The following is an 18,329-nucleotide window of genomic DNA, read 5'->3' as shown; positions in this document are numbered from 1 at the left end:
GAGGCCGCCCGCGGCAGGGCCGGTCGACCCGACGGAGCGCCAGCGACGACGGATGGCGCGAATCGGCGGGACGTTCGGCTCTGGCCCGGCATGCGCCGGACACGATCCTGGCAGGTGCTCATCCGGGCGCGGCGGCCGGGTGGACGGCGCGCCCCTGGGATACAGGTTGCGTTGGGAGCCGCCACCATGCGGAGACGATCGCCAGACACCAGACGGTTCGACGACAGGCGGGACGCCGGGCGTCAGCTCGCGGCCGCGCTGGCACGACGCGACTACGAGCATCCCGTCGTCATCGCCCTCCCACGTGGTGGCGTGCCCGTCGCCGCCGAGGTGGCCGCACGGCTCGACGCACCGCTCGACGTGCTCATCGTCCGCAAGCTCGGCTGGCCGCAGCACCCGGAGCTGGGGATCGGTGCCATCGCCCAAGGTGGGCTCGAGGTCCGCAACGATCCCCTGATCGCCAGCCTCGGCATCACCGAGGAGGAGTTGGCGCGCGTCACGGCCACCGAGCAGGCCGAGGTGGACCGGCGTGCCCGCCGCTACCGGGGAGACCGGCCGGCGGCGCCGGTCGAGGGCCGCACGGCCATCGTGGTCGACGACGGGTTGGCGACCGGCTTCACGGCGCGCGCCGCCCTCGACATCGTGCGCGCCCGCCACCCCGCCAAGGTCGTGCTGGCCGTGCCCGTGGCACCATCGGAGACCGTTGACGCCATGCGGGACCGCGCCGACGAGGTGGTCTGCCTGCGCACACCGACGCACTTCATGGCGATCGGCCGGTGGTACGCCGACTTCACGCAGGTCGGCGACGACGAGGTGGCGGCCCTGCTGGCCCGCCATGGCTCGGGCCACGCCGCAGCGGAGTCGTCCGGGACCCCGCGGCGGCACCAGACGCGTGACGTGCGCATCCCCGCTGACGGGACCCGGTTGCCCGGCACCCTGTCGGTCCCACCCGATCCGATCGGGATGGTGGTGTTCGCGCACGGTAGCGGCAGCAGCCGGCAGAGCCCACGCAACACCGCCGTCGCTCGGACGCTCAACGCCGCCGGTCTCGCGACCCTGCTGTTCGACCTGCTCGACGCCAACGAGGCGGCGGACCGCAACAACGTCTTCGACATCGGGTTGCTCGCGAACCGCCTCGACACTGCGACCCGGTGGCTCGAGTCGCAACCGGAGGCCGCGGGACTACCGGTCGGCTACTTCGGCGCGAGCACCGGCGCCGCTGCGGCACTGGTCGCGGCCGCCTGGCGTCCCGCGGTCGCGGCGGTCGTGTCGCGCGGTGGCCGTCCCGACCTGGCGCGGACGCTCGGTCAGGTGGAGGCGCCCACCCTCCTGATCGTGGGTGGTCGTGACGAACCGGTCCTCGACCTGAACACGAGCGCACTGACGCAGCTCGGGCACGGCAGCCGGCTCGAGGTCGTGCCCGGCGCCACCCACCTGTTCAGCGAACCCGGTGCGCTCGAACGTGTCGCCGAGCTGGCGAAAGACTGGTTCACCACCCACCTGTCGCCTGCCGACGGGACGGGCGATCCCGCGCGGTCCGAACCGGCGGTGTCCAACAGGCCGCCGGCCAGTGGGGCCTGATCGAGGAACGGGAGACCGATGCCGACCCGTGGTGCATCACCGGGCGCCGCGTCCGACGGTCGGCGGTCGACAGCGGCGACGACGTGAGCGTGACCGTGTTGTTCTCGGGCAATGAGCTGATGAACAACTCGCCGGAGTCCAGCGGTGGATCGCTCACCGCCGTCTTCGAAGGCATCGAACCGGACCTGCTGCGCGCGACCCCGCCGCGACGCTGCGCGTGCGCGCGCTTGGTCATGTTCGGCGGCATCGACATCAAGATCGCCCCGCGCCCCGCGGACACGCTCCCGGGGGACACGGCGGTCACCTGACGGCCCGGACCGGTCACCCGCGGCGCGGCACGACCTCACCCGCGATGCGCTCGCCCAGGGCCTGGGCGGCGTCCCGCACGGCCGGGGTCATCGCGTCACCGACGCCGAAGCTGGCGCCGTACACGCCGTAGACCACGAGGCCTGCCGGCAGCCGTCCGAGCGCACGCGCCAGCTCGATGGCGTCGATCAGCGACGCGTCGTGCGTGCCGCCCGTCGACCCCATCACCGGCAATTGACCCGCGAGGACGTCGAAGCGCCGGACCAGCCCCGGTGCTGTCGGGGCCCGCACGGCGTCGACGACGATCACGTCGTCGGCGTCGTCCCACGACGTCAGCAGCTCCAGTGGCGACCCCTCGAGCCGACGGACCTCCACCCCCAGGGGCGCCCGCCGCCGGACGTCGTCGGCGACCAGCAGCCCGACGGCGTCGTCACCACGGTCGGGGTGGCCGAGGCCGAACACCCGCGCGGTCACGTGCGCTCGATGGTGAGGTCCAGGAAGTGCGTCGCGCACGAGATGCACGGGTCGTAGTTGCGGATCGCCTGCTCGCACGCCCACTGCAGCGCGTCGTCGTCCATGTCCAGCCGTGCCTGCACGAACCGCGCGAGGTCCTCCTCGATCGACCGCTGGTTCTGCGAGGTCGGCGGCACGATCACGCCGTCGGTCAGCAGGCCGTCGTCCCCGATGGTGTAGCGGTGGTACAGGGTCCCGCGCGGCGCCTCGGTCGCGCCGTGGCCCGTCGCCGCCCGGGGCACGATCGGGACGAACGGACGCTCCGGCCGCTCGTAGCCGTCGATCAGGCGCAGCGCCTCGTCGATAGCGTAGAGCGTCTCGATGCTGCGCACGACGATGCTGCGGAACGGGTTGCGGCAGTCGGGGCCGATGTCGGCCAGAGCGGCGGCCTCCAGCGCGACCGGCGACAGCCGGTCGAAGTTCAGCGCGAACCGCGCCATGGGCCCGACCGCGAAGGTGGTCCCGCCGTCGAGCTCGGCGTGGAGCGCGTTCGAGTGGGCGACGTGGTGCTCGGTGACGTGCTCGCTGAACGCCGCGACCGGGGCGTCGAGCCCGGCGGTCGAGGCGAGCCGGCCGCGCTCGATCGCGTAGCGGTCCGGATCCGACAGCGCGACCAGCACCACGTCCTGGGTGAAGTCCGGGACGTCGAAGCCCGCGACCAGGCGGACGGTCTCGAACGCGTCGTCGCGGGCCTGCTCGAGCCGCGGACGCAGCGACGCCAGCTCGCGACGGGTCGGTGCCCGGTAGAAGCCGCCCACCCGGACGTTGACCGGGTGGCTCTCGCGACCACCCACCAGCGTGAGCAGGTCGGTGCCCGCCTTGCGCAGCCGCAGTCCGCGCTCGACCACGACCCGATGCTCGGCGGCCATCTCGATCGCGCTCTCGTACCCGAGGAAGTCGGGCGCGTGCAGCAGGTAGACGTGGAGGGCGTGGCTGGAGATCCACTCGCCGCAGTACAGCAGGCGCCGCAGATCCTGCAACGGTGCGTCGACGGTCACACCACACGCGTCCTCGAGGGCCTGGCAGGCGCTCATCTGGTACGCGATCGGGCAGATGCCGCAGATCCTCGCAGTGATGTCGGGCGGCTCGGTCCACGAGCGGCCGCGGAGAAGGGCCTCGAAGAACCGCGGGGGCTCGTAGATCCGCAGCTGCACATCGGTGACCTGCCCGTCGTGGACGCGGACGCGCATGGCGCCCTCACCCTCGACGCGGGCCAGCGCCTCGACAGACAGCGTCCGGCTCCAACCCTCCTGGTGGGTCATGTGGCATCCTCCTGCGCCGCGGCAGCCTCGCGAAACTCCGGCGCGTTGGCGTTGAACGTCCGCAGCATCCGGACCCGCTCGCCGGCGCCGACGCCCAACACGTCGCCCCACCAGTCCATCAGGGATGCGGTGTTCGCAGTCTCAGCTGGGCCGAAGCAGCCGTAGCAGCCGCGGTCGTAGGTCGGGCAGAGCGCGCCGCACCCGGCCTGGGTGATGGGTCCCAGGCACGGGGTGCCGTGCGCGACCATCACGCAGACGTTGCCACGGCGCTTGCACTCCCCGCACACGCTTGACGCGGCGACGGCGGGCCGCCGCCCGTCGAGCAGGGCCGCGACGACCTCCGCGAGCTGGGTGATCGAGATCGGGCACCCCCGCAGCTCGAAGTCGACGGCGACGTGATCGGCGATGCCCGTCGACGTCGCCAACGTGTCGACGTACTCGGGGTTGGCGTAGACGAGGGACGTCCAGTCGCTGACGTCGACGAGGTTGCGCAACGCCTGGATGCCGCCGGACGTCGCGCACGCGCCGATGGTGACCAGGTACCGGGACTGCGCGCGGATCTCCCTGATGCGCCGCGCGTCGTCCGGCGTGGTGATCGAGCCCTCGACCAGCGACACGTCGTAAGGGCCGGCGACCTGGCTCCGCGTGGCCTCCAGGAACATGGCGACGTCAACGCGCTCGGTCAGGGTGAGCAGGCGGTCGGCGAGGCTGAGGACCTGCAGCTGGCACCCGTCACATGACGCGAACTTCCACACGGCCAGCGTCGGACGATCGGTCACGGTGCTCACAGCTCCCTCACCACCAGCCACGGGCCGACGCGGCGCTGGGACATGACGGGACCGTCGACGCAGACGAAGAACGGGCCGAGCTGGCAGTGACCACACAGGCCGACGCCGCAGTCCATCGAGCGCTCCAGCGACACGTGGATCCTGTCACTGACGATGCCGTGGTCCGCGAGCGCGCGGACGGTGAAGCGCATCATGATCTCGGGACCGCAGACCAGGGCCGTCGTGCGGTCCGGATCGCCCATCGCCGGACGGATCAGCGTGGTCACCAGCCCGACGTGCCCCCGCCAGGGCGCGGTGGCCGTGGGTGGCGGGCTCGGGGCGTCGACCGTCACCGCCACGTCGACGTCGAAGCGACCGCGCCACTGGACCACCTCGTCGACGAACAGCATGTCGTCGGGCGTCCGCGCGCCGTACAGGATGGTGACGCGCCGGTAGCGGTCACGGTGCGCGAGCAGGTGGTGGATCGCGGGACGCAGCGGAGCCAACCCCAGGCCGCCGGCGACGACGAGCACGTCGGTGTTCACCGCGACGTCGACCGGCCACGGCGTGCCGTAGGGACCGCGCACGCCCAGGTGCGCACCCGGGCCGAGAGCGGTCAGGGCCCGCGTCACCGCACCCACCGCGCGGATCGTGTACTGGCGCATGACCCGGTCGTTGGGGTCGCCGCTGACCGAGATCGGCACCTCGCCGACGCCGAACGCGGTGAGCATGTCGAACTGGCCGGGCGCGAACGGCGACCACTCCGCGTCGAGCGCACGCACGTGGAGGGTGACGGTGTCGGCGGTCTCGCGGACGGTGCGCTCGAGCCGCGCGAGCTGCGGCGTGAGCGCCGGTGCGAGCAGCTGGTCAGATGCTGCGCGCATGGTGGTGTCCGTAGACGTCGAGCAGCCTGACCCGCGTGTGCTCCAGACGGTCGCCGACCACGGCCAGCAACTGCTGCGCCACGGCGGAGCCCAGCTGCGGGTCGTCGCGCATGAGCCCGCGGACGCACGCCGCGTCGAGGTGGATCGTGTCGACCTCGTCGACCGCCACCGCGTCGAAGCGCCAGCGGTGCGGTGCCACCAGCCACGACCAGCCGAGCACGTGCTCACCGACGAGCGTCTCGATGACCAGCGGTCCGTCCGGGGCGTGCAGCTGCAGCGCGACGTGGCCCGCCCGCACCAGGTAGCACGCGTCCGCGGGGTCGCCTTCGCGGAAGATCACGTCCCCCGGATCGAACCGCACCGGCGTCGCACATCCCGACAGCGCGACGAGCTGCTCGTTGCTCAGCCCGGCGACGAACGGGTGCAGAGCGAGCATGTGGGCGGTGTTCACGGCAGGTCCTCCGCGTCCTCGATGGGGTCGTCGGCCCGGATCGCCGCGACCTCCTCGGTGATGTCGATGCCGACCGGGCACCACGTGATGCAGCGCCCACAGCCGACGCAGCCCGATGTGCCGAACTGGTCGATCCAGGTCGCGAGCTTGTGCGTCATCCACTGCCGGTAGCGCGATCTGGTCGTGGAGCGGACCGACGTGCCGGCGGTCCACGTGAAGTCCAGCGTGAAGCACGAGTCCCAGTCACGATGCCGTTCGACGTGCTCGCCCGAAAGGTCGGTCACGTCGGTCACGCTCGTGCAGAAGCACGTGGGGCAGGCCATCGTGCAGTTGCCACACGCCAGGCAGCGGCTGGCGACGTCGTCCCATCGTGGGTGCTCGAGGTTGCCGTACAGCAGCTCCTTGATGGCGGTCGTGTCCATGACGCGTCCCATGCGCTGCGCCGCACGGTCGGTCACCGCGTGCGCCGCTGCGGCGTCGTCGGCAGTGGCCGGCCGGTGCGCGGCGGCGTCGAGCGCGGCCCTGCCGGCGTCGGTGCCGACCTCGACCACGAACCGGTGGCCGTCGTCGTCGAGCACCTCCGTCAGCGCCAGGTCGAAGCCACCGGTCGCACGCGGTCCGGTGCCCATCGACACGCAGAAGCAGGTGCCCGCGGGATCCCCGCAGTTCACCGCGATCAACAGCACCTCGTCACGCCGTCGTGCATACACGGTGTCGACCGCGGGGCCCTGGATGAACACGCGATCCTGGACGGCGATGGCCGCCAGCTCGCACGAGCGCACGCCCACGAAGGCGTAGCGCGGCGCCGGCGTCGGCTCGTCGAGGACCCGCAGACCGCCGTCGTCGGTCCGCTCGGCCGACCACACCGTGTGGGTCGACGGCAGCAGGTACCGCTTCCACGAGTGGGGACCGACCGCGTAGCCGAACAGCGCGTCATCGTCACGCTGCGCCAACCGGTAGTGCCCGGGTGCCTGTTCGTCGGTCCAGCCACGTGGCAGGTCGTCGACGGAGTCGAGCTCGTCGTAGACGATCGCGCCGTCCCCGACGGTGGGGCCGACGACCGTGTAGCCCTGCCGTCCGAGCCCGTCCAGCAGGTCCGCGAGTGCTGCCGCATCCATCACGTCGACCATCGCACGTCGCCTTCCCCGAGAGCGGTCGCCACACGGTGCCGCGCCGACGACGTCATGGCCACGGGCTGGCGGCCCGCAACCTGCGGGGCTTTCGGCCCTCGCCTCCGACGGGTCCGCGCCCACACTGGCGGCGGTCGCCTCTCGACGCTACACAGTGGTCGCATGCCCGCCGTCGACATGTCCCCGCCGTCAGGCCTGACCGAGGCCGAGGCCGGCGCGCTTCTGGCGGACCACGGACCCAACGTCCTGCCGCGGGCACCGGCGACGCCGGCCTGGCGGCGGCTGGTCGACCAGCTGATCCACTTCTTCGCCCTGATGCTGTGGATCGCCGCGGCGTTCGCGTTCGTGGCCGGCCTGCCACAGCTCGGGGTGGCAATCGTGATCGTCGTGGTCGTCAACGCCGTGTTCGCGTTCGTCGAGGAGCACCGGGCGGACCGCGCGGCCGAGCGGCTGCGGGAGCTGCTGCCCCGGCAGGTCACCGTCATCCGCGGCGGCAGGCGACGGCAGATCGATGCCGCCGAGCTCGTCCCGGACGACGTGGTCGTCCTCGAAGCCGGCGACCGGATCTCGGCGGACCTGGCCACGACCTCGGCACATGCGCTGTCGGTCGACACGTCGACCCTCACAGGAGAGAGCGTCCCCACACACGTCTCCGCCGGAGATCCGCTGTTCGCAGGGACGTTCGTGACGGAGGGCGAAGCCGAGGCGGTGGTGACCGCCACGGGCGGCGACACCCGGCTTGCGGAGATCGCCACGCTCACCCAGACCGGGCCCCGCCCGCCCAGCCCCCTGACGCGCGAGCTGCACCGCGTGGTGCGGACCATCGCGACCATCGCGGTCGGCGTCGGCGTCGCGTTCTTCCTCGTGTCAATGCTGGTCGGCACGGCTGCGACAGAGGCCGTCGTGTTTGCGATCGGGGTGACCGTCGCGCTCGTGCCGGAGGGGCTGCTGCCGACGGTGACGCTGTCGCTCGCGATCGGCGCCCAGCGCATGGCACGACGCAACGCGCTGGTCCGCCGCCTCGACGCCGTCGAGACCCTGGGGTCGACGACGTTCGTGTGCACCGACAAGACCGGCACGCTGACCCGCAACGAGATGCAGGTGGTGGAGGCATGGACGGCGGCCGGGGCGGCGCGCGTCAGCGGGGCCGGCTACGAGCCGACCGGCACCGTCGACACCGACTCTGACGCCGCCATGACGGCCGTGCGTGCGCTGGCCCTGGCGGGGGTCCGCTGCTCGTCGGGCCGGGTCGTGCGTGACGCCGACCGCTGGATCGCGCAGGGCGATCCGATGGAGGCGGCACTCGACGCCCTCGCGCGGCGGGTCTCCGGCGACGGCGCCGGGACGATCTCACCGCCGACCCGACGCTTCCCCTTCGATGCGCGACGTCGCCGGATGTCGGTGGTCGTCGACGGGACGCTGTACGTCAAGGGCGCGCCCGACGCGGTGCTGCCGCGCTGCGCTGGCGAGACCAGCGCGGCGGACGCCGCGCTCGCCCGCTTCACCACACGCGGCCTGCGCGTCCTGGCGATCGCCCGACGGCGCTGGGAGGACGACCGCGCCGCCACCGCCGACGAGGCCGAACGCCACCTCGAGCTGCTGGGCCTGGTCGGCCTCGAGGACCCGCCGAGGCCGGCAGCCGCTGCCGCCGTCGCTGCGTGCCGAAAGGCGGGCGTGAAGGTGGCGATGGTCACGGGCGACCACCCCGCCACAGCGCTGGCGATCGCGCGCGAAGTCGGCCTCGCGGACGCCGACGCGCCGGTGCTGACATCGGACGACCTGCCCTCCGACCTCGAGCACATCGGCGCACTGGTCGATCGCGACGGGGTCGTCGTCGCCCGGGTGGCGCCCGAGGACAAGCTGCACATCGCCGCGGCGCTCCAGCGGCGGGACCACGTGGTCGCCATGACCGGCGACGGCGTCAACGATGGTCCGGCGCTGCACGCGGCCGACATTGGCGTGGCGATGGGCCGGTCGGGCACCGACGTGGCCCGCGAGGCCGCCGACCTCGTGCTGCTCGACGACGACTTTGCGACGATCGTCGCCGCCATCGAGTACGGCCGGGCGACGTTCGCCAACATCCGGCGGTTCCTGGCCTACCACCTGTCCGACAACGTCGCGGAGCTGACGCCGTTCGTCGTGTGGGCACTGTCTGGTGGACGGTTCCCGCTGGCGCTCGGTGTCCTGCAGGTGCTCGCGCTCGACATCGGGACCGACACGCTGTCGGCCGTGGCCCTCGGGGCGGAGCCACCCACGCGGAACACGCTGCGGTCGGCGCCGGCGAGCGGGCGGCTGCTCGACGCGAGGGTCGCCCGCCGCGGCTTCGGCGTGCTCGGCCCGTCCGAGGCGTTGATGGGCATGTGCGCCTTCGTCGCCACCATGGTCGCCGCGGGCTGGCGGCCGGGCATGGCGTTCCCCGCGGGCGCCACGCAGCTCGCCGCGTCCGGCGCGACGTTCGCCGCGGTGGTCATCGGCCAGACCGCGAACGCCTTCGCCTGCCGCAGCGATACCCGCTGGGTCGGCGCGCTCGACTGGGGCGGCAACCGGCTGCTGCTCGTGGCGGTCGTGATCGAGCTGGCGATCACCGCCGTGTTCCTGTTCGTGCCGGTCGTGGCCGACGCGCTCGGCCACGCACCACCCGACGCAACCGGGTGGACGGTCGCGCTGCTCGCCGCGCCGGTGGTGGTCGCCGTCGACGCGCTGGACAAGCGGTGGCAGCGCAGTTGACCGGCACGGGCGCGGCGGCACGCCCGCGTCGGTCAGGGCAGGACGGGCGGGACCAGGTCGTCGATCTTCCAGTCGACCTGGGAGTCGACGTCGACGACGCCGTCGACCTCCCGCACCATCTGGGCCAGCCGGCGAGCGGTGCTGTGGTAGGTCACCACGCCCATGAGCGTGGCGACGCCCCACTCGACCTGGACGATCACGTCGTCGTCACGTGCGCGCAGCAGCTCGTCGAGGGCGGCCTGGGTCTCGGCGTCGTCGCGCAGCAGCGCACGCAGCACGTCGTGGCGGGACACGACGCCGACGACCTCCGCCCCGGACACGACGATCAGACGGCCGATGTCGGCGTCCCACAGCATCGCTGCCGCCTCGGAGACCGTCGCGTCGGGCGCGACGACGTGCGCGGGACGGCTGCAGGCCTCCCCGACGGTGCGGGCGCGGTGCCGGACGCGGCTGTCCTCCGCGCGCCCGCCGAGCCCCAGCCTCGGCGTGGCCTGCACGGCGAGCAGGTCCGACTCGCTGAGCACCCCGACCAGGCCGCCGTCGTCGGTGCGGACGGGCGCGCCTGCCACGTCGAAGTAGAACAGCAGCAGCGCGGCCGTGCGCACCGGCGTGTCGACGTGCAGGACGAGCGGATTGACGGTCATGATGTCGGCGACCGTCAGCTGTGCCGCTGGCCCGCCGGTCGCCGCTTTGGCCGCCGGCTCCTCCCGACCCTCGACCAGCGCTTCCGCGAGGCGGTCGGCCAGGTCCTGGGTGGTGCGCTCGGCGAGCGCTCCGAGGACGGTGGCTTCCGCGAGGCCGCCGACCGGCCCGAGCGGCGGCGTGACCGCACCGACGACGGTCAGCTGGGCCATCCGCGACGACATCGGCTCGAGCTCGATCGTGCCCGTGAACACGGGGAAGGCGTGCCGGCCCGGCTCGGCCTCCCACTGCAGCGGGATGCACGTGCGGGCTCCATGGTCCGACGCGACGCCGGTCCGCACCCTGACCTGCTTGTGCATGTCGACGCCGGCTACGTGGGCGGGCAGCTGCAGGAGCAACGATCCGTCGGGCTCGACCTGTCCGTCATCGCCGTCCATCGCGGTGCGCAGCATGTCGGCCACATCGGTGACCAGCCGCCGGCGCAGGGCGGCGGGGGCGCCTGGGACGTGGCGGTATGCGATGACCCAGTGCTTCATGATGCACACTCCTCGACACCGATCAGGTCCCCGAGGGTGACCGTAGTCCCGGCCGGCGCAGCGCGACCCTGCCAACGGCCCGCAACCGATGAGTCCTTCGGCCCGTGTCCCCGGCGGACCGGGACCATCGTCGGTGGGCGGCGGGGCCGTCGACCCGCGCACACGTCCGTGACCGCCGTAGCGTGCGCCTCGTCACCGTCGACGCTCGAGACGGGAGCGCCATGCAGGACGTCACGACCCCGATCGTCGTGGGCATCGACGGATCCGCGCACTCGGAGCGCGCGCTGCGCTGGGCCGTGCGCGAGGCACAGCTGCGCAACGTGACGCTCACCCTGGTGCACGGGTACGTCGACGACGGCGTCACGTCCGCGTCGACGTTCGCCGCCGAGGAGCTCGCGCGGCGGCTGGTGCACGACGTCGTCGCGCGGCACCGTGCGCTGCTCGAGCGGCTGCCGGACCACGACACTGTCGTGATCCGCGCGTCCCACGCCGCCGACGCCCTCCTCGACGCGGGCCGGCACAGCCAGCTGATCGTCGTCGGCACCCGTGGGCTCGGCGGGTTCAGCGAGCTGCTGCTGGGCTCGACGAGCCATCGCGTGCTGACCCATGCGGCCGTGCCGGTCGCGCTGATCCGCTCGACGACGTCCGAGCCGGCGTCGACCGGGGAGGAGCGGGACGGACGGCGACCCGTCGTGGTCGGTGTCGACGCATCGCCGGAGTCGGAGACCGCCCTGCGCTGGGCGGTCGACGAGGCGTGCCGCCGCGGCGTGGGTATGCTCGCCGTGCACGGGCTCGACCTGCCCGATCCCGCGACGCTGCGTGTGCTCGGCCTGCCGGTGGAGCTTGTCGCGGCACGGCTCGCCGAGGCCCGCGCCGCCGCGCGCGACGAGATCGACGCGCTGCTCCACCGGGCCGAGCCCGTCGGCGGCGACGCGCGCATGGACCGCGTCATCGACGACGGAGCGCCCGTGGCCGCGCTGCAACGCTACGCGACCGCCGAGCACCTGCTGGTCGTCGGAACTCGGGGACGCCGCGGCTTCGCAGAGCTCGGGCCCGGCTCGGTCAGCCACCAGTGCGCGCATCACGCCGCCGGCCCGATGGTCGCCGTGCCCCACCACCGGTAGGCGTGGACGCCTACCGCCCGACGAGCGTCGCCGGGGCGTACCGCACGACCTGGTCGCTGACCGAGCCGACCGCCGCGCGGTCGAGCGCGTCGAGGCCACGCGACCCGACGACGACCAGCGCCGCACCGACGTCGTCGACCTCGGCGAGCAACCGCTTCACGGGGTGGCCGAGCATCACTGCCGTCTCCGCGGCGAAGCCGCGCCCGCGCAGCAGCGCGGCCGCCCGGTCCGCGTGCTCCCGTGACGGTGCGAGCACCTCGGCCTCGATCTCGGGTGACGGCGCGACCGTGGCATAGCCCGTGTAGGGCGGCATGAGCGCGGGCGCCATCAGCTTTGCCGCGGACACCACCGTGACGGCGCAGCGCTCCGGGTCGAGGAACGCCGTCGCGACGTCGAGCGCCCTGGCCGCGTGGTCGGACCCGTCGACGCCGACGACCACCGGTCCGGGGACCCCGGACGGCGCGGTGTGCACGACGAGCACCGACGTCCGCGCCGTGTGCAGCAGGCCTGTGCTGACGCTTCCCAGGAGCCGGCCGCCGAACCACTTCATCCCCGAGCCGACGACGATCAGCTCGACGCCGTGCTCCGAGGCCAGCTCGAGGAGGGTGGCGGCGGGTCGGCCCTCCCGCACGACACCGTCGACGGTGATGTCCTGCGCGCCGAGTGTGGCAACCGCCTCGTCGACCGCATCCTTGGCGACCTGCCGGCGAGCATCGTCGGACTGGAACGCGGCGCTGAGGTGACGCAGCTCCGGCACGCCGGTCGCCACGACCGAGGCGGCCACGACCTCGGTCGCCTCCCGGTCGGCCAGGAGCTCGATCAGCCGTCCCGCGTCCCTCGCGGCGGGACCGCCGTCGGTCGCATACAGCACACGCATGTTGATCCTCGTTTCACTCGTCCGGGTGCGGTGGGAGGCCGATGGCCCGGTCCACCACGTCTGCGACCGCAGCCGGGGTGGCAGCGGTGGTGATCACGACCGCATCGTCCCACGGCGCGAACCTCGTGGCCATCTCGTCGTGCACGGCCGGCGTTGCGTCGGACGCGTCGTCCGACCGGCCGGCGAGCCGGGCGTGCGCGATCGCGGGGGCGACGTGGCAGCGCAGCTGCCACAGCTCGCTCGAGGTCCGGGCGGCCACGGCGGCGGCGTCCGCGCGGTGCCCGGCCGCGGACCACGAGCCGTCGAGGACGACCGACTCGCCCATCCCCAGCAGGCGCTCCGCGCGGCGCACCACCTCGGTGTAGGTGGCGGCGGTCACGTCCGGACGGTACGCGGTCGCACCGCCGGCCCGGCCGTGCGCGATTCCCACGAGATCCTTGCGCACCTCGTCGGTGCGCAGCAGCGCCCATCCGTGACGCCTCGACAGGTCGGCCGCGAGCGTCGACTTGCCAGTGCCCGGCAACCCACCGACCACCACCAGGCGGACCCGGCCACGCCGCAGGTGGTCGACGGCCAGTGTCGTGAGCAGGCTCGCCTGCTCGCCGGTGGCATCCGCATCGGCCGACAGGCAGGCGACCTTGGCCCGGACGCCCGCGCGGTATGCCACGTGGTGGTGGACGAGGCTGAGCGGGTGGCGGGCGTCGGTGAGCTCGCGATAGGTGTCGAGCAGCGCCCGCGCCAGATCCGGCCGGCCGAGCCGCTCGAGGTCCATCACGAGGAACGCGGTGTCGAGCAGCACGTCGCCGATGCGGTAGCGGTCGGAGAACTCGAGGCAGTCCAGCACCCGCGGTCCGTCGGGCAGGCAGAAGATGTCACCCGCCTGCAGGTCGCCGTGCCCATCGCGGACCATGCCGGCAGCGATCCGCGACCCGAACAGGGGCCGGCGGCCGTCGAGGTACCGCTCGACGTCGGCGGCGAGCGCCGCGACCTGCGGCGCGGGGATGGCGTCGCCGTGGGCCCGCAGCACCTCGAGGTTGTCCTCCCAGTTGGCCCGCAGTGCGGTGACGCCCGCGTAGCGCTCCGGGTGGGCGGCGGGCGGCTGTGCGGCATGGAACACCGCGATCTGCCGGGCGATGGACCGTACGCATCCGTCGACCTCCGCGCCGGCGGCCGCGAGCGTCGCCAGCCGGCGATCGTCGGGCAGGCGACGCATCTCGACCGCGACGTCGACGGTCGCGCCCGCGACGTCGTGCACGTCGACGACGCCCAGGTAGACGTCGGGTGCCAACCGGCGGTTGAGCTCGACCTCACGCTGCGACGCCGTTCGCCGCGCGGCCAGCGTCGTGAAGTCCAGGAACCCGAGCGCCACCGGCCGCTTCCGCTTGTAGACGCGGTCGGCGGTGAACCACAGCTCCGCGCAGTGGGTCCGGCCGACGTGGTCCGGCATGCGGCCGTCGATCCGCCCGTCGTCGGTCAACCATGCGCTGCCGGGCATGTTGGTCCTCCACGGGTGCGGCCGGGTGCGGGATCTGCGGCGCACGCCCGATCCACCGTCCAGGATGGACGCGGGGTCGACGCGCGGGCCGGGGCGAGGGACCCGCTGTGACGGGACGTTCGGCGTCCCCCCCGGGCGCGTGGCGGATCAGCGCGCGCCCCTCGCGGGGACGACCGTACCGGTGACCGCACCCAGGCTCACACGCGCGCCACCGACGCCCGGGGCGGTCGCCGAGATCGTGACCGTGTCGCCGTCCTCGAGGAACGTCCGGGTCGTGCCGTCGGGCAGGGTGAGCGGCTCGGTGGCGTTCCACGTCAGCTCGAGAAGCGACCCCCGCTGCGCGTGGTCGGGGCCCGACACCGTGCCCGAGGCGAACAGGTCACCGGTGCGCACGGTCGCCCCGTTGACCGTCATGTGCGCCAGCTGCTGCGCGGGGGTCCAGTACATCGTGGCGAACGGCGGGTGTGACACGACGTGGTCGTTGAGGCGCACCTCCAGCGTCAGGTCCAGGCCCCGGTCCGCCGCGCCACGCAGGTACGGCAGCGGCTTCGGGTCCCGTGGGGGAGGCGGCGCCCACGCCGCGTCGAGGGCCTCGAGCGGCACGACCCACGGGGAGATGCTCGTGGCGAACGACTTGCCGAGGAACGGGCCGAGCGGCACGTACTCCCACGCCTGGATGTCCCGCGCGCTCCAGTCGTTGACCAGCACCACCCCGAAGACGTGCGCGGCCAGGTCGTCGACGGCGAGCGGGTGCCCGAGCCTGCTGGGCGTCCCGACGACGAATCCGACCTCGGCCTCGATGTCCAGGCGCCGGCTCGGCCCGAACGACGGCGACGCCTCGCCCGGCACCCGGAACTGGCCCCGCGGCCGCACGATGGGGGTGCCCGACACCACGACGGTGCCCGCGCGGCCGTGGTAGCCCACCGGCAGGTGCCGCCAGTTCGGCTTGAGCGGAGTGTCATCGGGCCGGAACATGCGCCCGACGTTGGTGGCGTGGTCGAGTGACGCGTAGAAGTCGACGTAGTCGGCGACGTCGAACGGCAGGTGCAGCGCCACGTCCTCCACCGGCACCAGGGCGAAACGCACAGCGTCATCCGGGCGTGGGTCGGCGAGCACAGCGGCCAACCGCGACCGCACCGCGCGCCACCGCTGTGGCCCCTGCGCCATGAACGGGTTCAGCGACGGCGCCGCGAACACGGGGTCGTCCAGCGTCACCGCCAGGTCGAGCACGTTGTCGCCGATGCCGACACCGACCCTGGCCGGCGCGCCGTCGGAGGAGAACACGCAGTACGGCAGGTGGTCGAGCGGGAAGCCCGATCCCTCGGCCACCGACGCCCAGCTGGTCATCCGTCACTTCCGTCGTCGAGCAGGCCGAGCGCGTCGAGGTCCGCGATCGGCTCGCTGGTGCTGCACGAGCCGTACGCGGTCAGCGACCGCCTGGAGCGCGCGCCGACAGCGTCACCCGCGGCGCGGACCTCCGCGGCCAACGCCGGCCCGCTGTCGATCGCCAGGGCTTCGGCGACGTCGTCCTGCGTACCGCCATGCACGGCGCGGCTGACCGCCACCAGCAGGTTCAGGAAGCCATGGTGGTCGAACCCGGTCCGCCCGTCGCGGTACCGCACGGCGTGATGGAGCCCGGCCGTCGCCTTCCACGGCACACCCTCCGCCACGATGGCGCGCACCATCGTCGCGAGCTCCGCGGCTGAGGGAAACAGCGCCGCGTGCACACCTCCGCAGCGCACCTTCGTACCGACGCCCGCGAATGCCACGACCTCCAGTGCCGCGCGCCAGCCCCGAGCACGGGGCAGCTCGACGAAGACCGGAGCGCCGACCCCTGCGAGCGCTGGGACGTGCGTCCGTGCCGCGTCCGCGACGTCGGTCGCCGGCAGTGCGACCTCCACCGTCTCGAGCCGCACGCGGGGCTCGGAACGGACGGCCCGCACGGCCGCGTCGACTCCGGCCGGCCCGGTGTCGACGATCAGGCCCAGCCGCAGCACCTCGTCGGCGAGCTCGGCTCGTAGCTCCGCCAGGCTGCTCGCGGCGCACAGGAACCGGTGTGTGAGCACCGGGTGCGCGCTGGCCGCGTCTGCACGATGGCGTGCCATCGCGCGGTCCATCGGCAGCCGCTCGGGCGGGAACAGGCCGGCATCGTCGACCAGCGCCGCGAGCAGCGCGGGGACGCGTGTCACGTCGGCACCGGTCGCCGTCGACCGGGCAGGCTCACAGGGCTGCACCCCGTGATCGTACGTCATCGCGTTCGCGCCTCCGTCGTCCGTGACGCCAGGTCAGGGCACGCGCAGGACGGCGCCGACCGGACCGAGGCCACCCCAGGTCACCAGGTGAGGTCCGGCCGCGACCGCCGGCCGAGGGACGCGGTCGGCGGCCGGGGACGTCGGGATCCGGTCCCACCGCCCGGCGGCGATGTCGAGCACCACGCCGGCACCGGCACGGCGGTCCCACAGGACAGCACCGCGACCGACCGCCAGCAGGTCGTCGTCGGTGGTCACCGCGACCGGAGGCAGCGGGATGGGCCGCCACGTGTCCTGCAGGTCGCGGACGACGGCGTGGACGGCGTCGCCCGCCTGGTCGGCACCCACCAGGACGATGCGGTCGTCGACCACGGCGCCGAGCAGCCGGTCGAGGGGGCGGTCCGCGGCGGGTGGCGGAGCGACGGCTGCCCAGGCCGCGTCCGGGGCGGACGGATCGAGCTCCGCCGCGATGACGTGTGCCTGCGGCGACGCCGGACGCAGGGTGACGAGCCGCGTGGCGGTGGCCAGGACAACCCCACCGTCGGCCGGACCGGCCTGCGGGTCAGGAAGGCGGCGCCACCGCCGCGTGTCGCGGGACCAGACCAGTGCCCCCGGCCGCATCCGGCTTCCATCAACCGCCGGACGGGTGTGCGCGATGACCAGATCACCCATCGCGACGACGTGCTCGAGCACCTCGGCGTCACCCAGCGGCGGCGGCGGACCGTCACGCCAGATCCGTCGCACCGCGTCATAGGTCCGTGTCGCGGTCCGGGAGACGATCACGACGTCGTCACCCACCCACACGGCCTCCGCCGACGTGCCGCCGGCGCCGGCGGTGGGCAGGCGCGTCCAGTCGCCGGAACCGACGTCGAGGACCGCCCCGTCGTGCAGTGGCCGGCCACGGGCGTCGAAGCCACCCCACACCACCACACGGTCACCACGACCCGTGATGGCTTGGTCGATGCGGGACAGGACCGGCGCGGCGGGCAGGGGGACCCACAGGCCCGGCCGGGGCGGCGCCCACGCCGTATCGCCGGCGGTCGGGGTGGCGCGGGTGTCACCGATCTGCAGCGTGCCGGGCGCCCGCGCGGTCCACGCGGCCACCACGCCCGCGGCGACGAGGAGAGCGACGAGCAGCACGCGACGTGGCGCCCGCCGCCTCCGTGGCGCCTCCCATGCACCCGTCACGTGCGGGCGTGCAGCGTCACGGCCTGCCGTCGACCGTGCCGGACTCGAGGCGGGAGGCGGCGGCCTGACCGGTGCGGCCGCTGCGCCCGCCACCACGCGGCGGGCGGTCCCGTCCGGAGCTGTGACGCACCACGAGCGTGCAGGGCAGGACGGTGTCCGTCACCTCGGCGCCCGCCATCGCCGCCAGCAGGAGTGTGGCCGCTGTCTCGCCCATCTCGGTCACCGGCTGCGCCACGGTCGTCAGGCCGGCGTGCAGTGCGACGTCCCGACCGCCGAAGCCGACGATCGAAAGGTCGCCCGGCACCTCCAGGCCTGCCTCGACCGCCGCCCACCGCGCACCCGCCGCCATCTCGTCCGAGCCCGCAAGGACAGCGGTCGGTGGCAGCGGTTCACGGAGCATCGTTGCCATCGCGTCGATGCCGCCCGCGAAGCTCGCGTCCCGGCGGACGACGGCTGTGCCGCGGGGGGTGACGCCGATCTCGCGCAGCGCCTGCGAGGTGCCTGCGCGCAGGTGCTCGAGTGCGATCGTCGGCGCCGAGGCGCCGGGGTCACCGATCAGACCGATCCGCCGGTGACCGAGGCGGCGCAGGTGCCGCG

Annotated in this window: 17 protein-coding genes; 4 read left to right on the top strand and 13 right to left on the bottom strand. The window is 73.6% G+C overall.

Translation table 11 applies throughout. The features are described from left to right. Positions 1-186 precede the first annotated feature (186 nt). Both VK923_15315 and VK923_15310 read left to right on the top strand, forming a co-directional pair. Positions 187-1,581: a phosphoribosyltransferase family protein gene (locus VK923_15315; GenBank protein ID HSJ46041.1), complete on the top strand. Its 1,395-nt coding sequence runs from the start codon at positions 187-189 to the stop codon at positions 1,579-1,581. A gap of 89 nt (positions 1,582-1,670) precedes the next feature. After that, a complete protein-coding gene (locus tag VK923_15310) occupies positions 1,671-1,889 on the top strand; it encodes a hypothetical protein (GenBank protein HSJ46040.1) in 219 nt (72 codons plus the stop codon). 13 nt (positions 1,890-1,902) lie between these two features. Here the strand turns inward: VK923_15310 and VK923_15305 are convergent, their stop codons facing one another. From VK923_15305 to VK923_15280, 6 genes are read right to left on the bottom strand one after another with little or no spacing between them, the layout of a single operon-like run. Beyond that, on the bottom strand, positions 1,903-2,361 hold the full coding sequence (locus tag VK923_15305) for a hydrogenase maturation protease (GenBank protein ID HSJ46039.1): 459 nt from the start codon (positions 2,359-2,361) through the stop codon (positions 1,903-1,905). Further along, positions 2,358-3,662, bottom strand: a complete 1,305-nt coding sequence (locus VK923_15300; protein HSJ46038.1) for a nickel-dependent hydrogenase large subunit — start codon at positions 3,660-3,662, stop codon at positions 2,358-2,360. Before VK923_15300 ends, VK923_15305 begins: the two co-directional genes overlap by 4 nt. Continuing rightward, positions 3,659-4,450 (bottom strand): hypothetical protein, encoded by a 792-nt coding sequence (locus VK923_15295; GenBank protein HSJ46037.1) that lies wholly within the window; start codon positions 4,448-4,450, stop codon positions 3,659-3,661. Before VK923_15295 ends, VK923_15300 begins: the two co-directional genes overlap by 4 nt. Beyond that, entirely contained in the window at positions 4,447-5,313 is an 867-nt protein-coding gene (locus VK923_15290) for an FAD/NAD(P)-binding protein (protein ID HSJ46036.1), read from the bottom strand. Before VK923_15290 ends, VK923_15295 begins: the two co-directional genes overlap by 4 nt. Continuing rightward, positions 5,297-5,764 (bottom strand): cyclic nucleotide-binding domain-containing protein, encoded by a 468-nt coding sequence (locus tag VK923_15285; GenBank protein HSJ46035.1) that lies wholly within the window; start codon positions 5,762-5,764, stop codon positions 5,297-5,299. The genes VK923_15290 and VK923_15285 overlap by 17 nt, the downstream gene beginning before the upstream one ends. Next, positions 5,761-6,894 carry a 4Fe-4S dicluster domain-containing protein gene (locus VK923_15280; GenBank protein HSJ46034.1) on the bottom strand — a complete coding sequence of 378 codons (1,134 nt, stop codon included), beginning with the start codon at positions 6,892-6,894 and terminating at the stop codon, positions 5,761-5,763. Before VK923_15280 ends, VK923_15285 begins: the two co-directional genes overlap by 4 nt. A 162-nt stretch (positions 6,895-7,056) precedes the next feature. Here VK923_15280 and VK923_15275 point away from each other — a divergent pair, with 162 nt between their 5' ends. Beyond that, positions 7,057-9,621 carry a cation-transporting P-type ATPase gene (locus tag VK923_15275; GenBank protein ID HSJ46033.1) on the top strand — a complete coding sequence of 855 codons (2,565 nt, stop codon included), beginning with the start codon at positions 7,057-7,059 and terminating at the stop codon, positions 9,619-9,621. A gap of 32 nt (positions 9,622-9,653) precedes the next feature. Here VK923_15275 and VK923_15270 read toward each other — a convergent pair whose 3' ends face one another. Continuing rightward, on the bottom strand, positions 9,654-10,799 hold the full coding sequence (locus VK923_15270) for a CBS domain-containing protein (GenBank protein HSJ46032.1): 1,146 nt from the start codon (positions 10,797-10,799) through the stop codon (positions 9,654-9,656). A 221-nt stretch (positions 10,800-11,020) separates the two neighbouring features. Between VK923_15270 and VK923_15265 the strand changes: the two genes are divergently transcribed. Continuing rightward, on the top strand, positions 11,021-11,923 hold the full coding sequence (locus VK923_15265; protein ID HSJ46031.1) for a universal stress protein: 903 nt from the start codon (positions 11,021-11,023) through the stop codon (positions 11,921-11,923). A 10-nt stretch (positions 11,924-11,933) separates the two neighbouring features. Here VK923_15265 and VK923_15260 read toward each other — a convergent pair whose 3' ends face one another. The 6 genes from VK923_15260 to VK923_15235 form a co-directional block, all read right to left on the bottom strand. Continuing rightward, positions 11,934-12,800: a universal stress protein gene (locus VK923_15260; protein HSJ46030.1), complete on the bottom strand. Its 867-nt coding sequence runs from the start codon at positions 12,798-12,800 to the stop codon at positions 11,934-11,936. A gap of 13 nt (positions 12,801-12,813) precedes the next feature. Beyond that, the gene (locus tag VK923_15255) at positions 12,814-14,295 is read right to left on the bottom strand and encodes an AAA family ATPase (protein HSJ46029.1); all 1,482 of its coding nucleotides are present in this window, start codon (positions 14,293-14,295) and stop codon (positions 12,814-12,816) included. Between the two features lie 147 nt (positions 14,296-14,442). Further along, positions 14,443-15,642, bottom strand: coding sequence for a fumarylacetoacetase (fahA, locus tag VK923_15250; GenBank protein HSJ46028.1), 1,200 nt, complete (start codon positions 15,640-15,642; stop codon positions 14,443-14,445). Beyond that, positions 15,639-16,484 (bottom strand): hypothetical protein, encoded by an 846-nt coding sequence (locus VK923_15245; GenBank protein HSJ46027.1) that lies wholly within the window; start codon positions 16,482-16,484, stop codon positions 15,639-15,641. The genes fahA and VK923_15245 overlap by 4 nt, the downstream gene beginning before the upstream one ends. A gap of 96 nt (positions 16,485-16,580) precedes the next feature. Next, the gene (locus tag VK923_15240; GenBank protein ID HSJ46026.1) at positions 16,581-17,684 is read right to left on the bottom strand and encodes a hypothetical protein; all 1,104 of its coding nucleotides are present in this window, start codon (positions 17,682-17,684) and stop codon (positions 16,581-16,583) included. A 64-nt stretch (positions 17,685-17,748) separates the two neighbouring features. Beyond that, positions 17,749-18,329 (bottom strand): substrate-binding domain-containing protein (locus VK923_15235; protein ID HSJ46025.1); only part of this gene is annotated, 581 nt, incomplete at its 5' end.

It is taken from the genome of Euzebyales bacterium (assembly GCA_035461305.1).
GTDB lineage: Bacteria > Actinomycetota > Nitriliruptoria > Euzebyales > JAHELV01 > JAHELV01.
This window is presented reverse-complemented; position numbering and strand designations above follow the sequence as displayed.

What these genes read in the sequence shown, in the direction of transcription:
- VK923_15315 (HSJ46041.1), top strand. Translation starts at nt 187, where the DNA reads ATGCGGAGACGATCGCCAGACACCAGACGGTTCGACGACAGGCGGGAC.
- VK923_15300 (HSJ46038.1), bottom strand. Translation starts at nt 3,662, where the DNA reads ATGACCCACCAGGAGGGTTGGAGCCGGACGCTGTCTGTCGAGGCGCTG.
- VK923_15290 (HSJ46036.1), bottom strand. Translation starts at nt 5,313, where the DNA reads ATGCGCGCAGCATCTGACCAGCTGCTCGCACCGGCGCTCACGCCGCAG.
- VK923_15280 (HSJ46034.1), bottom strand. Translation starts at nt 6,894, where the DNA reads ATGGTCGACGTGATGGATGCGGCAGCACTCGCGGACCTGCTGGACGGG.
- VK923_15275 (HSJ46033.1), top strand. Translation starts at nt 7,057, where the DNA reads ATGCCCGCCGTCGACATGTCCCCGCCGTCAGGCCTGACCGAGGCCGAG.
- VK923_15270 (HSJ46032.1), bottom strand. Translation starts at nt 10,799, where the DNA reads ATGAAGCACTGGGTCATCGCATACCGCCACGTCCCAGGCGCCCCCGCC.
- VK923_15265 (HSJ46031.1), top strand. Translation starts at nt 11,021, where the DNA reads ATGCAGGACGTCACGACCCCGATCGTCGTGGGCATCGACGGATCCGCG.
- VK923_15260 (HSJ46030.1), bottom strand. Translation starts at nt 12,800, where the DNA reads ATGCGTGTGCTGTATGCGACCGACGGCGGTCCCGCCGCGAGGGACGCG.
- VK923_15255 (HSJ46029.1), bottom strand. Translation starts at nt 14,295, where the DNA reads ATGCCCGGCAGCGCATGGTTGACCGACGACGGGCGGATCGACGGCCGC.
- fahA (HSJ46028.1), bottom strand. Translation starts at nt 15,642, where the DNA reads ATGACCAGCTGGGCGTCGGTGGCCGAGGGATCGGGCTTCCCGCTCGAC.